Source organism: Thermococcus sp. SY098 (genome assembly GCF_035621495.1).
Lineage (GTDB): Archaea > Methanobacteriota_B > Thermococci > Thermococcales > Thermococcaceae > Thermococcus_B.
Window position 1 is genome coordinate 1244601 of sequence record NZ_CP141821.1, and the last position, 14299, is coordinate 1258899.

The 14299-nt window shown below is 41.3% G+C and carries 16 protein-coding genes and 1 CRISPR repeat array; all 16 genes read right to left on the reverse strand.

Annotated elements, in window-relative coordinates; genetic code table 11:
• Window positions 1-2 precede the first annotated feature (2 nt).
• Window positions 3-440, reverse strand: coding sequence for a hypothetical protein (locus VFC49_RS06980; protein ID WP_324734938.1), 438 nt, complete (start codon window positions 438-440; stop codon window positions 3-5).
• Window positions 441-445: 5 nt separating this feature from the next.
• Complete coding sequence (locus VFC49_RS06985; RefSeq protein WP_324734939.1) at window positions 446-976, reverse strand: hypothetical protein; 531 nt, start codon at window positions 974-976, stop codon at window positions 446-448.
• Window positions 977-987: 11 nt separating this feature from the next.
• Window positions 988-1797, reverse strand: coding sequence for a hypothetical protein (locus VFC49_RS06990; protein ID WP_324734940.1), 810 nt, complete (start codon window positions 1795-1797; stop codon window positions 988-990).
• Complete coding sequence (locus VFC49_RS06995) at window positions 1798-2058, reverse strand: t26-9p (RefSeq protein WP_324734941.1); 261 nt, start codon at window positions 2056-2058, stop codon at window positions 1798-1800.
• Between the two features lie 6 nt (window positions 2059-2064).
• Window positions 2065-2409 (reverse strand): hypothetical protein, encoded by a 345-nt coding sequence (locus VFC49_RS07000; RefSeq protein ID WP_324734942.1) that lies wholly within the window; start codon window positions 2407-2409, stop codon window positions 2065-2067.
• A complete protein-coding gene (locus tag VFC49_RS07005; protein WP_324734943.1) occupies window positions 2409-2918 on the reverse strand; it encodes a hypothetical protein in 510 nt (169 codons plus the stop codon). Before VFC49_RS07005 ends, VFC49_RS07000 begins: the two co-directional genes overlap by 1 nt.
• Window positions 2911-3423, reverse strand: a complete 513-nt coding sequence (locus VFC49_RS07010; RefSeq protein WP_324734944.1) for a hypothetical protein — start codon at window positions 3421-3423, stop codon at window positions 2911-2913. The genes VFC49_RS07005 and VFC49_RS07010 overlap by 8 nt, the downstream gene beginning before the upstream one ends.
• An 8-nt stretch (window positions 3424-3431) precedes the next feature.
• Window positions 3432-5519 (reverse strand): hypothetical protein, encoded by a 2088-nt coding sequence (locus tag VFC49_RS07015; protein ID WP_324734945.1) that lies wholly within the window; start codon window positions 5517-5519, stop codon window positions 3432-3434.
• Between the two features lie 6 nt (window positions 5520-5525).
• Window positions 5526-7496 (reverse strand): hypothetical protein, encoded by a 1971-nt coding sequence (locus tag VFC49_RS07020; RefSeq protein ID WP_324734946.1) that lies wholly within the window; start codon window positions 7494-7496, stop codon window positions 5526-5528.
• 3 nt (window positions 7497-7499) lie between these two features.
• Window positions 7500-7862, reverse strand: a complete 363-nt coding sequence (locus VFC49_RS07025; protein WP_324734947.1) for a hypothetical protein — start codon at window positions 7860-7862, stop codon at window positions 7500-7502.
• Entirely contained in the window at window positions 7859-8026 is a 168-nt protein-coding gene (locus tag VFC49_RS07030) for a hypothetical protein (RefSeq protein ID WP_324734948.1), read from the reverse strand. The genes VFC49_RS07025 and VFC49_RS07030 overlap by 4 nt, the downstream gene beginning before the upstream one ends.
• A gap of 120 nt (window positions 8027-8146) precedes the next feature.
• Window positions 8147-9661, reverse strand: coding sequence for a transporter (locus VFC49_RS07035; RefSeq protein ID WP_324734949.1), 1515 nt, complete (start codon window positions 9659-9661; stop codon window positions 8147-8149).
• The gene (locus tag VFC49_RS07040) at window positions 9658-9864 is read right to left on the reverse strand and encodes a hypothetical protein (RefSeq protein WP_324734950.1); all 207 of its coding nucleotides are present in this window, start codon (window positions 9862-9864) and stop codon (window positions 9658-9660) included. The genes VFC49_RS07035 and VFC49_RS07040 overlap by 4 nt, the downstream gene beginning before the upstream one ends.
• A gap of 6 nt (window positions 9865-9870) precedes the next feature.
• Window positions 9871-10140, reverse strand: coding sequence for a hypothetical protein (locus tag VFC49_RS07045; protein WP_324734951.1), 270 nt, complete (start codon window positions 10138-10140; stop codon window positions 9871-9873).
• Window positions 10137-10907: an integrase gene (locus tag VFC49_RS07050; RefSeq protein ID WP_324734952.1), complete on the reverse strand. Its 771-nt coding sequence runs from the start codon at window positions 10905-10907 to the stop codon at window positions 10137-10139. Before VFC49_RS07050 ends, VFC49_RS07045 begins: the two co-directional genes overlap by 4 nt.
• Window positions 10908-11117: 210 nt before the next feature.
• A CRISPR array of direct repeats spans window positions 11118-12674; the repeat unit is 30 nt; unit sequence CTTTCAATTCTCTTGAAGTCTTATTGGAAC.
• A gap of 486 nt (window positions 12675-13160) precedes the next feature.
• The gene (locus VFC49_RS07055; RefSeq protein WP_324734953.1) at window positions 13161-14228 is read right to left on the reverse strand and encodes a thiamine ABC transporter substrate binding subunit; all 1068 of its coding nucleotides are present in this window, start codon (window positions 14226-14228) and stop codon (window positions 13161-13163) included.
• Between the last annotated feature and the right edge of the window lie 71 nt (window positions 14229-14299).

Consider the following 14299-nt stretch of genomic DNA (forward strand, 5'->3'; position numbering starts at 1 on the left):
CTTTATCCCTCCGGGTTGTTTACGGTGATTGTAAGCTCTCTTGGGCTGACGATGGTGATGTTCGCAATGTAAACGCTAGTTCCGGCGAAGTACTCTTTTCCAAGAATCGTTATGTTATCGATTGTGATGTTCATAGGCTCCCAAAAGATTCCCTTTGGCGTGATAAAGAAGAACTTGCCCTTGCTTACGTCATAGTCGGGCTTAATCGTAAAGTCTAGCTCCTTGATTGTTAAGTTACCTCCAACGTAAACAAGCTCTTCGTAAACATGTAACTGTGTTTGATTGCTGGTCTGATTTCCGCTTTCTGTCTGATTGCTTACTTTTTCTGTTAAATTACTAAGTTCGCTCAGGTCAATGATTATCAAAGAGCCTTCCTTTCTTATGCATCCGGCTGATAAGACCATTAATCCAATTAAAACAAATACGAAAGCCCTCTTCATTCTCATCACCCCAAGCTTATCGATTCAAATGGACTTTCAACAACAACGGCTCCGGTTTGTCTGTTCACGCAAACAACATTGTATGTGTTCAGTTTCGTGCCTTGAACCTCCTGCCAGACCTCAAAACACCAGTACCAGCCTGTTTTCTTTTCTTTCTCTGTCAAAGTTTCTGGCTTAACAAAGAACCGAATATCAATGTTCGCTTCTTTCAGCTTTTGATTTAGCGGAGCAAAGTGCTGTCTTGCAAGAGTGTAAGCCTCTTCAGCCGTGACATTGTAGAATTCTAAGTGCTGTCCGGTTTTGGCAACTAACAAGCCGCCAGCATACTTTAGAATCAGTGTTGAGTTTTCTTTGTATGCAATGAATCCTTCTTTGGGATAGCCAAGCTCCCACAATCGCTTTTCAATCGGGTTTGGACGATTGTCGATATACTCTTTAGCGGCGTAAATGATGAGCGTTGAAAAAATGAAGAGTGCTAAGAGGATTTTTGCTAAGCTCGGTTGTCGTGGAGAATAAGTGTAAGGGGAGAGGCTCATTCACCTCCCCCCTAACCGGATTCAGAAGAGACTGTTACGGGCCATGTGGAGGAGGCATTGGCTTGGAGAATGAGTGGACTTGTCTCGTTGAACAGCATTGCTGTATTGCCTGATAGATCCTTGACCTCGAACCAGAATGCGTAGTAGTTGCCTTCAGTGATGTTGCTTAGTGTTATTGGGCTTGTAGTGCTGTTTACAATGCTAAATGTAACATTGGCAAAGTCGTTAACGCTGTTCCCGGCGTAATGAACTATGTACTCGGCAATTGCATCGTTGTCAGTTGCATTGAAGCTGATTGTGAATGTTTGTGCAGTTGCATTGTAGTCAATGCTAACGCTGTTGATTACAGGATCAAATGTGTCTTTAACTGTCAGGCTGTAAACGTCAGTCTTGTAGGTTTTGGTCTCGTTGTTGGCTAAATACATGACTTCAATGTAGTAATAAACAACATCACCGTATTGTGTTGGAATTGTTGCCGTGTAGGTTTTATTATTCTCGGTAGCTTGAACAGCTGTGTAAGTTGCATTGGCTGGATCGGCAACATTAAGTGCATAGTAAACGCTGACATTTTGCACTTCAGCACCCTCTGAAGCTACAACAACAAAGGTAACTGCAACGCTTGCGTCAGCGTTAACGGCAGCTGATAAGTTTTCAACAGCAACGGTTGGCTCTGAAGTCTGCTCTTCTGTTGTGTTGCTGTTTAAGATGTTGTTAAGGTCAACTACTGAACCAATGTTGGGCTTTGCCACGATAAAGTACCCCGCAACTAACAACAGCACCAAAAACCCCGCCACAATCCAATTTTGCATGCTTTTCTTCATTCAAAACACCCCCTTAAACGCGTTAGCAATATCTTCTAGGAGCGAGGGGATCGACTTGAGGAGATTCACAAAAGCATCAAACAACGAAAATTCCTTCATAAACGCAAATGCCGCTAAAATGCCAAAGGTAAGTTTGAGTCCTCTGCTCCCGCTGGCGAAGCTTAGAACTAAGAAGACAATGCCTAAGATGAGGTAGGGATGAGTTCCTGCCAAGTTCTGCATTCCATTGATGATTGCATTAATTGTTCCAGCGTCCACCATTGCCAATCACCTTCCTTGCCTAGATGCAAGTCCCATGAGTATTCCAGCAGTTGCAAAACCGACAACGCTCTTGAGAAGTTCTGCAACAACTTGAGTTGGATTGTTGTAAATTGCAACAAGGTAGACTCCTGCAATAGTTCCAAGAGCTAAGAGATCTGCAAGTCCCCACTGCGGGCTGATGAATCTTAAAAACGCTAACGTGAGCAACACTGCAAGCCCAACGACATAATACCACTCAGCGCCAAACCCAAGTATTGTGAGAGTAGTTTTCAGCGTATTCTGGAGCACTGTAATGTTCAAGAGATAAAAGATGAAAGCAGCTGCAAGCCTCTGCCAGTCCTTCATTGTCATCACCCGAGTAGTCCTGCTGGCAGAATCACAACATTGTGGAAGCCACCAATGAGCTGTGCTGCCAACCAGATTATTGTCATCCAAGGTTCATCGCCAGTCTCTGGAAGCATTGCGTAAGCACTCATTATGCCAACCCAAACCAAAACGCCAGGATTGTATTCTCCAAGATTTAGCGTTACTGCCCCACCAAGCATTGCAAGCATGCCAAAGAATATTGCCGCACTAACTATCACTGGAGCAAAGATTGCGGCAAGATCATTCCTTTGCCCGCCAGTCATTCTCTGGTAAACAACGTTGTACATGCGGTAGTATGCCGTCTTGTCAATGAAGTAGTCCATTGCATCAAGAAAGAGCACTACTGCTAGTGGGGTTGCTCGGACTGCTTCAACAAAATTACCTGCTGTTACTGACTTATCAACTGCATACTTCATAATGAATGCAAACATGCCTATTGCAATTGCTGTTCTAATGAGAACTCTCCCAATTGCGAGCTTCTTGTAATCAGCCAACGCCAACACCTCCAAACAGGGTCAGGAATTTGAAGCCCGTAACAAGTTGCACGGCAAGCCAATACAAGAGGGAGAATTCGCTTGTTCCAGTCTTTGGCCAGAGCAAGAGGAGCGTTAGGACTCCTGCGACGACATAAGTTATTGGGCTGATGATGGCGAAGTTTAGGGTGATTGCTCCAGCGAGCAGCCATGTAACGACGATGAAAAATAGCCCGGCAACTGCAAATGCTGACAGCACTCCAGCAAAACTCTTCTGCCTACCCCAAACTTTTTTGTAAAGGCTGCCTGTGTCAAAGAGGTAATCCATGATGACGACGAATCCAATTATTGGCAATGGGATGCTTGCAAATGCTTGGTTGAACTGTGCTGCCGTAATTGAGTGCTCTTGCGCATACCAAGAGATGCCAGCCATTATCAGTGCTATTACTGCTTTGTAAATCAAATTTGGAAGGAAAGAGCCTCCAAAGAGGCTCTTATTTTTAGATGCGTTTTCAGCCGTTTTCACCACCTCCACTACCAGAATTTGAGTTTGCTGATTAATGGTCCCAATAAGTGCTCTCCAACAAACTTGCCAGAGAACCATCCCACGAGGATCACCAATCCAAGGAAAGAACCCATAGGTCCAAGGAATTGTCTGCCGAACCAAGTAACGGCTGCTGCAATCATTATTACAACCAAGTCAGCCATTGTAAGCCCGAATGGAAGGCTGATGCCACTTAAAAAGTTTGAAAAGTCCCAATGGGGTTCATATTGTTTTGCAAGAGCCTCAATGTTTTGTGCTTGTTCTGCGTTCCATTTTGCCTGTTCTTTGAGCCCGTTGGTTGCTTTTATTGCCGCATTAAGCCAAAAGTCACCAGCGTCTTCCATTTTTCTTGCATAATTTAACCAGTTGAGGGCCCATTTTTTATCTTTGCCCTTCTTTACCTCTTCGAGATATTTGTCGAGGCCCTTTTCTGCTTTGTCGTAAGCTTCTTTCGCCCTCTTTGCATATTCAATGCCTTCAGGAATGTTCATTGTCTCGGCCTTTGCTCTTAGCTCGTCTGCTTGTAGTTTTTTCTTTTCAAGTTCTTGCTTGATTGTGTTGACAAGCTGTTGTGCTGCTTCTATATCAGCCGCAGTTACTTGTGACTTATTCGTTAGTTCAACAAGGGGCTTAACCCTCGAATCCTTGAAAGCAATCTCAATGTTCTCTTGCACGGAAACTTTTGGAACGACCATAAACCATATTGGAATCTTGACCCCATCATCACGAGTCAATTCAAGATAGGCAAGTCCAGCAACAACATAGTCAATAGTATCATTCGTTGAAGTGTACTTGACTGGTAAACCAAGTTCATAAGAAGTTGTGAAATCAGTCATCTTAGTTGACTTCGTGTAAGCTATCTCCCATTCTCCTCCTTTAATAACTCTCGCAACAATGATTCTGAAGTCATCGCCGAAAACTGGAGGTTTTCCATTGACTTTTATCAGCGGATCAAAGTACTCAGGAACCGCTTGGAAAATGAACTTCCAGTTTGCTGTTGAATCCATCACATGAATTGGTGTCGCCATGCTGATGACTTCAAAGTTTGATAGGGCTCCATAAAGCCGTTGTTGGAATATTTGATACATGTCAACATACTCAGAATTCAACATACTTTTTGGAGCGCTGGCAGTTAGGTTTCCAAACTGTCCAAAATCTGGAACTCCAGAAGTATGCATGTAAGCGCTCGTGGTTTCTCCAACAACGTCAGTATCAGCCATACCAGTGAAGATATAACAGGTCTTCGTAGTATTATCGTAAACGTATTTGCTACCTCCAGCAAGACTGCTACACTCTTCTTGACTGTCTGCTGTCTTCCACTCCCACATCTCCCTTTGAGCCTGAACCTCAACGCCTATCTCAAAACGAGGAACAACCGCATTGGTGAGGTTATGGTAAATATTTCTGTTAAAAGTACCAGAGTAAACTGCATCTCTCACCATGTAAACGTAATCATCTGGAACTTTCAGCACTGTTCCAAGAACAAATTCTTCACCGTTTAACAGTGGGACATCATCACCGCTCCAAGACCACGTCCTTGTCCAGAGCTTTTGACCTGTTTCCGTATCAATTACATAAACTTTGACGCTGTACAAGTGCAGATAAGCCCAATCCGGGTTCTTCTTTGCAACAGTGATCTTGACCTGAACAGGGAAGGCACTGAATCCATAAACTTTATCGGGCCCATACACTTCGACCTTTAAATCTCCAAGAGAGCCCTGCTGCTGGTAATCATAGCTCACAAAATCGCTCATCAGCATCTGAGTGTACTTTGCAAGCTGCTTGTACGCCTCCTGCTGTGCTTCCTTGGAAAGCTTTAGCCACTCCTCATAATCCTTTCCCTCTAAAACGTCTTCCGTTGTTGCATTTTTATCTGCAGTTTCTGTTTCTCTGGATGTAGGTGCTTTCTCTTTCCCCCCTCCCCCATGAGTTACAACATATGTAGTTCCGGCTCCAGCAATAAATGCCAATATTAAAGCCACAACAACCCATACCGCAAACCTGTAAACTACGAACCTCTTGAGCTTTCTTGGATTCATATTAACAGAAATAAACGGAAAAGGAAAATTCACGTACACTATGCATCACCTCCTTGCCAGGGCTGCCAAAATAGCAATTATGATTAAACCCGCAATTGCGTAAATGAGCCAGCTGTTGTCTCCAGAACCGCCACCAAGCAATGAGAATCCTGAATCCTCGGAAATCGTGACGGCAACCTTGTCGCTGAAGACTACAGCATCCCCTTGGAGAACTTGGACGTTCAGTTCATATGCGTCATAGGTAAGCTCGGAAGGCACGGCGAAGGCTATCGAAACGTCCTTCTCAGTGAACGGAGCGACGCTGATACTCTGGTTGATTTCCTTTGTCAGGAAGCCACCACTCACTTTGATGGTGTAGTACTGCACGCTACTCGACGGGTTCTTGAAGTGGAGCGTTATCGAGCCCTCGCCACCCTTCTGCACTGTTATCTGCTTCGTGACGAGCGTAATAGCAGGATTGACTTGAATGTCAAAGACTGCAACAGTTGAGAGGAATTGGAACTCTAAGGTGTAGCTTCCCTCTGCAGGAACATTGACCTGGAATGTGTAAGCCTCATAAGGCGAGAATGCATGAGAATCGCTCCAGACCTCGTTGCCTTGACTGTCCTTGAGGATTGCAGTTACCACGATGCTTTGCCCTGAACTTTCACTTACTCTCACTTCATTCGCTCCCACCGTCCACTCTGAAGGCATTTGCACCGAGAAGGGAAGCGGAACAACCTCATAAACAACTTGCTTGCTCGTGGTATAGGTTTGGCTCATGATGGCGTCATTTGAGGTAAGAGTGAGTGTGAATGAGTGAGTTCCAACGCTTCCAGCCTTAAATTTGATTGTGATTTGAGTATCTCCGCTTATATCACCTAGATAGTATTTTCCTGATTCTGGAGAGATTGTTTGTCCATCCTTGCGGACTTCGAAGACGTCAGAAAGCCCGCTAAGACTTAGGTAAGTGTTGTAAGTTGCTTGGGTTGAAATTGGACTTAGCGTGAACGTTAGCTCGTAAATAGAGTTCTCATAAACTTGAATGTCGCTTGGGAAGTTCAAGAACTGGAATGCTGCTGATGAAGGATACATTACAACGCTAACGCTCATATCACTTTGAACGTTGATAGTTTTCGTAACGCTCCAATAGCCTTGCTTTTCAAAAGTTAGAGTGTGAGTGCCTTTTGTGAGCTCCAAGCTTTGCCCGTCGTCAATCGTTCCAATTGTAGTATTTCCTTCCTTTATTGTTACACCAGTAAGAGATTGACCGCTTAGGGCATCTTTTAAGTTAAATATTACAATACCTGTTTCTTCTTTCACTGTTACGCTTTTCAACCATACCTGTGCATTCACATCATACAACACAAGACCAAAATACACTCTGATATATGCTATATCATTTGGATTAAGTGAAACTCCCTTTGAAGCCAAATCTTGTATTGGGTTAACGGTTACATTAGTAAATCCAGCTTCTATCGCAGTTTTATCAAGCACATAAAACCTATACTCCGTATCTGCAGCAACAGAAGCATAATACGTAGTTCCATCTCTTGAGCCGGGTTCCAAGTTTGAACCCGCCGTGGCATATCTCAAGCCCACAACTGTTCCATCTTTTCTGAAAATCAAAACACCAACAACATACGCCCTATTTGCTCCAGAGCCAAAGATCTGAAACGTTACAGTAAAATTAGTGCTTACTTCTATTGACTGATTAAGAACAGCAACAACACCCCTAGCATGCCCTGTTGATCCACCATAACCCTCCCAAAGCTTCATAGCACCCTTTGTGCTATCATACCCAAAAGACCATACGGGAGGATTACTTGTTTGTCCTCTAATATACCAATAAACACCGTCTTTACTGTTCAACCATGTTCCACCACTGTCCATGCTTTCCCTCAAATAAGACCATGTGTCTTGTGAAAAATCAATCGTAAGCCCTGCTCCAGCTATTAGTTCTGCCCTAGTTCCTACTATCAAAATGCTAAAAAGCAACAATAAACCAAACAAAACGCTTAACGCCCTTCTTTTCATTCTTCATCTCCCCACAGCATAGTCAGTAATTATGCCAGCCACAAGAGCTACAACAACGAGAGCAGTTTTTTCATTCAAAGCAGCCAAAGAGCTTAGAAAAGTGCTGAAGCTTCCAGCCTGCTGAAGTAACGCTATGAGAAAAGTGCATAGCAGAATGTCGTAAATTAGAACTCGCCAGCCTGCCGAGAGCGGTCTTATATTAATAATATTCCTGTTCCCCTTGTTCGTGAGTGCCCAATGAAGAATAAGCCCTCCAATAGCTCCAAAGAATGCTGCTTCTTTTGTAATAATGCTCCAACCAAACTTTGCAAAGATTCCAATGACAGTTATGAATAGAATCAGTTGAATCAAGCTCTTGCTCTTCATACTGCAACCACCTGCCTTGCTCTCCTCAAATCCTCAAGAACCTGCTTCAGTTCCCTTTCTACCCTAATCTTCTCTTCCAGAATCCTATGATACTCCTGCTCAAGCCTTGCCTTCCTCTTTTTCAGCCTCCTAAGCCTCTTCTCCAGCTTCTCAACAGAATCCATACCACCGCCTCCCAATCCGAAATAGTTCAAGAAAAGTTGGAAGAACTCATTTAAGTTCATATAAGCTAAGATTTAGCTAAAATTTAGCTAAAACCAAAAATTGATAAAACAATTAGAGTGTTACTTCTTTGTCTCCAGAATATAGAACTCGTCCCATTGGAATACAATCCTAAATTCGTCCCTTTCAAAATTTTCAACAGTTACATTATAATATTTTTGAGTAAGGGGGCATAAGATTACATATTTGATGCCATATTTTTGTATTATTTCTTTTCTTTTGCTAGGGGTCATGAAGAATTCCTCAGTATCAATTCTTCTTCGCCTCATATCTAAGAAAGGATTCCCATGCCCATAAGTTACAGCAACAACTGGTCGTCCTGTAAACGCTGCTATGTACTCTCCAATTGTTAAAGGATGACCAATTAAATAGTCATCACGTTTGGAATTTTGAATTAACCATTCAGAGACTTTAATTACCCCTTTACTATAATTTTGGAGCCCTAATAATGTCAACTCTTCAAAATTGTGGTATGTGGAAAGAGAGTAATAGGAAGAGTAATTATATTCAATAAACGTAATAGAGCCATAGATTATAAAAATAAAACTAAATAGAAGGGCAAAGACTTTCTTTGGTAAAGATTTGGGAAGATAGCTAAGAATAGACTGAATTCCATAAAAATAAACAATTAAATATGTATATTTTAGTGGTATAAAGAAACGCCGTGAAAATATAAAGATTTTGAAAGATTTTAGGAGCTCTGGAAATATTATTGATATTGATATACCTAACATCATTGCAAGAACTATTTCAGAATTCTTATCTTTGTCTTTTCCTCTATACATGGAATACAAGCCGAACAACCACAATGGGACAAAGTATAATGAAGGTACAATACCCCTTAATTTTGTAAATATTGTATCCGTTTGTTCATGAAAGTATATATCCTCAATCGCTTTTGGAGTGACTTCTTTGTTTATTATTATGTTAACATAAAACGGCAAGCTAATTATCAATCCAAGAGTAGCTACTTTCAATAACTTGCGATCTGTTTTTAGTAAACCATAAATTAAGACCGAACTGAGTAGTGCTATTGCAAGAGAGTGCGTCAAAAGTGTTAAACCTAGAATCATGCCTGCCAGTAAAGTATATCTCCGAGAGCTCTTATATCTTTGAGAATTAAGCAGCTCAAGATAAAATAATGGCAAAAATATAGTAATAAGCTCTTTTGGATTCGGGAATAAATGCCTCTTCAATATCAGAAATGATAAAGAACCTAATACTAGTCCACCATACTCCTCGTTTAGTGACTCCCCGAGTTTATACCAGGCATATGTCATAAATACAGAAAATACTAATGGTGTCCATATCATCAAGTCCCAAATACTATATCGAGTAATCTTAGCTAAAAATGCTATTAGTATATGATATAGAAAAGGATACCAGTTGGGGAAAACATTATAATGTTGATCCAGGAATGGATTTCTACCAAGATAAATCCCTCTAATCATTGCCATATGGATTAAGGTATCCCCTCCAGTACCCCCTACTGGAAATTTTCTTCCATGGATAACTGCAAAATTTACGATAAAAGCAATTAATAAGAGCCAAAGCAAATCTGCTTTCACTCTTTTCATATCTCAACCCCTAGCTCTTTAATTACTTGTTGGATGCTCTTATTTCCAAATTCTTCTCTAAATAGTTTTGCCACTGCCTCCCTATAAATTTGAGCTTTAGATGACCTTTTTACTATTGCTAACAACTTTGCCATCATCTCAGTGTCTATATCTGTGGAAATTCCTCGAACAATGACGCCTTTTTCACCAACCCTTTGTGCCAACCTTCATCACCTCCTTAAAAGGGCATAAATTGCGAGTTCCCTCTGTTTCAGGCTTTTTCTCATTCTCAAGAACTCCTTTGTCTTCTCAACATTTCCTTTGAGCCATGGCGCAATCATAAAAGCGTGTAATCTTGCAAAACGCCCATTCAAGAGTTCTAGCTGCTTTTCAATGTCCTCTAATTCCGTCTTAACAAACTTCCAAGGTCTAAAAAGTGCATCATACGCAACCAACAAAAGTACCCCACCAACAAGAATTACGCCGAGAACCTCAATCATCCTCCCACCTCCAACACATTCTTTAACTCATCAACCACCCGAGAATAAGCCTCGTCTGCCTCGAACTCTAAGTCAAGATAGTGCTCCTCGAGAACGGTCTGCCCAACTTGCCCAATGATAAATTTGATAACGTGATCCTTCACTCCACGTCTTGAGAGAAACGTTGCAAACCATCCTCTTATTGAGCGAGCAGAAACTTTCTTGTATGCTACTTTCTTGTGTAGAGTTCCATACTTGATTTTCTTAACTTTCCTCAATTCCTGTAGAAGTTCTTTAGGCATGTAAATAAATGGCGTTGATTTCTTACCGAGACGCCTGCCAAGATGGTACTTAATGAAGTTCTCATGCACCTCAACCCTATCAGGGTCAAACTCCTCAAGCATCGCTTGAATTGCTTTTAAGCGTGCTCCACTAAAGACCAAGATTTTGAAATACAGTTGGATAACTTCATCACTATGCTCGAGGTGATACCTCCAAGCTTCTGCAATTTCATGATCTTTTGGCTTTGGCTCAGCTTTCTCCTTCCGAGTTTTCTTTAGCGGCGTAAGTTCATAGTAAAGTTCATACTCATCCCTCGAGATTATGTTACGCTTTTTGAGAAAAGTGTAGAACTTCCTTAATGCTTTACACAAATTCTTTGCATAGTTCCTTTTCCTTAGAGCTTTCTCCAAATCCTCGTGAGTTCTGACTTTGAATTTGTCAAAAAAGCTCTCCAGCAACCTGAGATATTCCTCCGCAGTTTCTTTTCCCAACTCTCCAAGCTCCACTTGCCCCGAGAGCCACTCTAAGAACTGCGGCCTAAATAAGACCCACAAATCGGAGAGACTGGAGGCTTCGGGAGCCGGGGACCCGGGTTCAAATCCCGGCGGCCCCACCATCACTACTTCTGGCTGTTCTTTGTCAAAGAAGAGAAAATTTAAGCAGACAAGTTTTATTGAAATTGTCCAACAGATCAAGACTGCACAATCAGAGCAGTACTTTCAATTCTCTTGAAGTCTTATTGGAACTTTAACTTTATTTTATTCCAGGAGGTGGAAAAATGAAACTTTCAATTCTTCTAAAGTCTTATTGGAACCAGGACTGGAGCCTGAGACTGAAGAAATAGTGAGCTACTTTCAATTCTCTTGAAGTCTTATTGGAACACGTGAGGCATACCCGTCAAGCCTCCTCTTCAATGCCTTTCAATTCTCTTGAAGTCTTATTGGAACGTAGCTTGACTCAACGCTCTCAACTGTAAAGCCATCAGAACTTTCAATTCTCTTGAAGTCTTATTGGAACGGCATTCTGAGCTCTATTGCAAGGTCACTAACAAGGGCCTTTCAATTCTCTTGAAGTCTTATTGGAACAATCCGCTTATCCTCACTTAATATTAGTGAATCAATTCTTTCAATTCTCTTGAAGTCTTATTGGAACTCTTAATTTCAGAAAATACAGAAAATAAGCCAACTCTTCTTTCAATTCTCTTGAAGTCTTATTGGAACCAGCCTTTCGTTGAACCAATTTTCAGACCCGCTCAGTTCTTTCAATTCTCTTGAAGTCTTATTGGAACCAAAAGAAGTTGTCTCTGGAGGAATGCTTAGTAATCCAGCTTTCAATTCTCTTGAAGTCTTATTGGAACCTCTCATATAGGCTTGTGCACAGGCTTGACGATCTGTTTGCTTTCAATTCTCTTGAAGTCTTATTGGAACTTGGTTAGACAGATTAGGGTGGTGATAAAGATGAGGAAAAATATCTTTCAATTCTCTTGAAGTCTTATTGGAACCATTAAGCGGGTGATGTAATCAGTTGAAAGCTTTTCATGCTTTCAATTCTCTTGAAGTCTTATTGGAACCCGTGAGGCAGAACATAGTAACAAGACAAGCGATAACTAACTCTTTCAATTCTCTTGAAGTCTTATTGGAACGCTTCTTTTGAAGCTCTGAATAAATTCTGCTGAGCATTAAGCTTTCAATTCTCTTGAAGTCTTATTGGAACTAAGCGACATCATCAATAAAGCGACTGCTAAGACATTTCTTTCAATTCTCTTGAAGTCTTATTGGAACCAGGAGTGAAAGCTTTTCTCTGCTTTTTACATAATTTGCTTTCAATTCTCTTGAAGTCTTATTGGAACTTTGCGTTTAGTTATGACAACCCGTTATACATAATATATGCTAACTTTCAATTCTCTTGAAGTCTTATTGGAACCCAAGTTTCATGACAGCCTCAAGAAGAGGCTTAAACTGCTTTCAATTCTCTTGAAGTCTTATTGGAACAGGCAAAGCCTCGATGTCCACCATAAGCGTGTGTTCGTCTTTCAATTCTCTTGAAGTCTTATTGGAACACACAGCATGGCCAAGAAGGTCGCCGATGAATACGGCTCTTTCAATTCTCTTGAAGTCTTATTGGAACTCGTCGGGAGGAAAGCCGATATCAAGGAGATAAGCTCTGATGGCGCTCTTTCAATTCTCTTGAAGTCTTATTGGAACGCGTTATTGATGTTTACATTAACATCACTCTCCTGGCTTCTTTCAATTCTCTTGAAGTCTTATTGGAACAGGGCGCAATTTTGCCCCATTTCCCCAATAAGACTATAAAAACGCTTAAATTATAAAAGCTTTTTGCTAAAGGGTTAATAACAAAGCCAAGACAAGCTTCAGATTTGAGTGCTGTTGTTGCTTTCCATGGCAAATTAATTCCACAACTTGCTCCAATTTGTTAGTGCACAAAAATATACAGAAGACTTCCAACGCCTAAACAAACCATTAATTTCAAAAATCTCGTCTTAAATTCCCTTAAATCCAAAATGGTCAGATTTCGATGAGGAATGCCCACAAAATAAGTCCTAAAAATTCCCAAATCCAAATGTACACATTTAAAACGTTATAATTTTAAGAAAAATCTGTAACACAAAGTAATTTAACAACAAACAATTACTAAAAACATCCAAAGAACTCACAAACCCCCATTTTGAAATTAGCTCTTTTTAACAGCCAAAAACTGCAAAAACAGAAAAATAAACAAAAATCGAAAAATCTTCAAAATCAGCCTTGCCTCTCTTTAATTATTTCCTCCGGAGTCTTGCCCTCAATCATGAGCTTTGTCCACTCTTCAAGCCACCTTGAGTAGTTCTGCTCAATTTCTTTTGGATCAAGGCTCACAAGCTTATCTGGCTTAACTGCATACTTGAAAACATCTGGAAGCTGGACGTTCTTGTTCACTGGAAACATCCAGTTTGTTAGCGGTATCTCCTTCTGGAAGTCCTCACTGAGAACGAACTCAATGAACTTCTTAGCCAGATCCGGATGCTTTGCTCCTTTAACAAGACCAATCCCCTCAATCTGTGGGTAACCCCCCTCCTTAAAGATTATTGCCCCAATATCCGGTTCTTTACCGCTTTCATAAGCAGAATAAGCCGGGTCTGTTGCATAGCTGACAAACAGCGGCGCTTCACCTTTGTCCCACATCTCCCATCCAGCATCCCATCCCTTGGTTATTTGGTAGATGTTCGGCTTAAGCTTCTCCCAGAAGTAGAGCCATCCCGGATCTCCATAAACGGCAATTGTCCACAGCAAGAATGCCGCTCCTGTTGAACTTGTTCTTGGGTCTTCAACAATTAAGCTCTTCTTCCACTCAGGCTTTGTTAGGTCATCAAAGCTCTGCGGTGGGTTTGAAACCTCACTCTTCTTGTACACGACTGCAATGAATCCATAGTCGAATGGAACTACATGATAAGTCGGATCAAGTGCATCTATTAGCTCCTTTGGAACGACATCAATGTTCTTTGGCTTGTATGGTTCGAGAACTCCAGCTTCAATAGCCTTTGCTATGAGGTTGTTGTCAATTCCGATTACAACATCCGCTCTCGGATTGTCCTTTTCCAAGATGAGTCTGTTCAAAACCTCTCCAGCATCTCCCACTGTAATTATCTTGACTTTTACATTGTACATCTTCTCGAACTTTGGTATCGTTGCATTTGCTAATCCCCAGCTGACGAAGCTGTCATAAGCATAAACAACAAGCTCCTTGGATGTCTGCTCTTTATTACTGCTGATACAACCCAATCCACCGGCTACAATCATTAAAGCCAGGATTAAAGCAAGCTTTTTCATTTTCACCACCTACAACCAATTTTTAAATTCCCATGAATCAGTAATAAAAAGGTGTTTAAAACTTTATTGTG

Coding starts and splice junctions, on each gene's coding strand:
- VFC49_RS06980 (WP_324734938.1), bottom strand. CDS start 440: ATGAAGAGGGCTTTCGTATTTGTTTTAATTGGATTAATGGTCTTATCA.
- VFC49_RS06985 (WP_324734939.1), bottom strand. CDS start 976: ATGAGCCTCTCCCCTTACACTTATTCTCCACGACAACCGAGCTTAGCA.
- VFC49_RS06990 (WP_324734940.1), bottom strand. CDS start 1,797: ATGAAGAAAAGCATGCAAAATTGGATTGTGGCGGGGTTTTTGGTGCTG.
- VFC49_RS06995 (WP_324734941.1), bottom strand. CDS start 2,058: ATGGTGGACGCTGGAACAATTAATGCAATCATCAATGGAATGCAGAAC.
- VFC49_RS07000 (WP_324734942.1), bottom strand. CDS start 2,409: ATGACAATGAAGGACTGGCAGAGGCTTGCAGCTGCTTTCATCTTTTAT.
- VFC49_RS07020 (WP_324734946.1), bottom strand. CDS start 7,496: ATGAAAAGAAGGGCGTTAAGCGTTTTGTTTGGTTTATTGTTGCTTTTT.
- VFC49_RS07025 (WP_324734947.1), bottom strand. CDS start 7,862: ATGAAGAGCAAGAGCTTGATTCAACTGATTCTATTCATAACTGTCATT.
- VFC49_RS07030 (WP_324734948.1), bottom strand. CDS start 8,026: ATGGATTCTGTTGAGAAGCTGGAGAAGAGGCTTAGGAGGCTGAAAAAG.
- VFC49_RS07035 (WP_324734949.1), bottom strand. CDS start 9,661: ATGAAAAGAGTGAAAGCAGATTTGCTTTGGCTCTTATTAATTGCTTTT.
- VFC49_RS07045 (WP_324734951.1), bottom strand. CDS start 10,140: ATGATTGAGGTTCTCGGCGTAATTCTTGTTGGTGGGGTACTTTTGTTG.
- VFC49_RS07055 (WP_324734953.1), bottom strand. CDS start 14,228: ATGAAAAAGCTTGCTTTAATCCTGGCTTTAATGATTGTAGCCGGTGGA.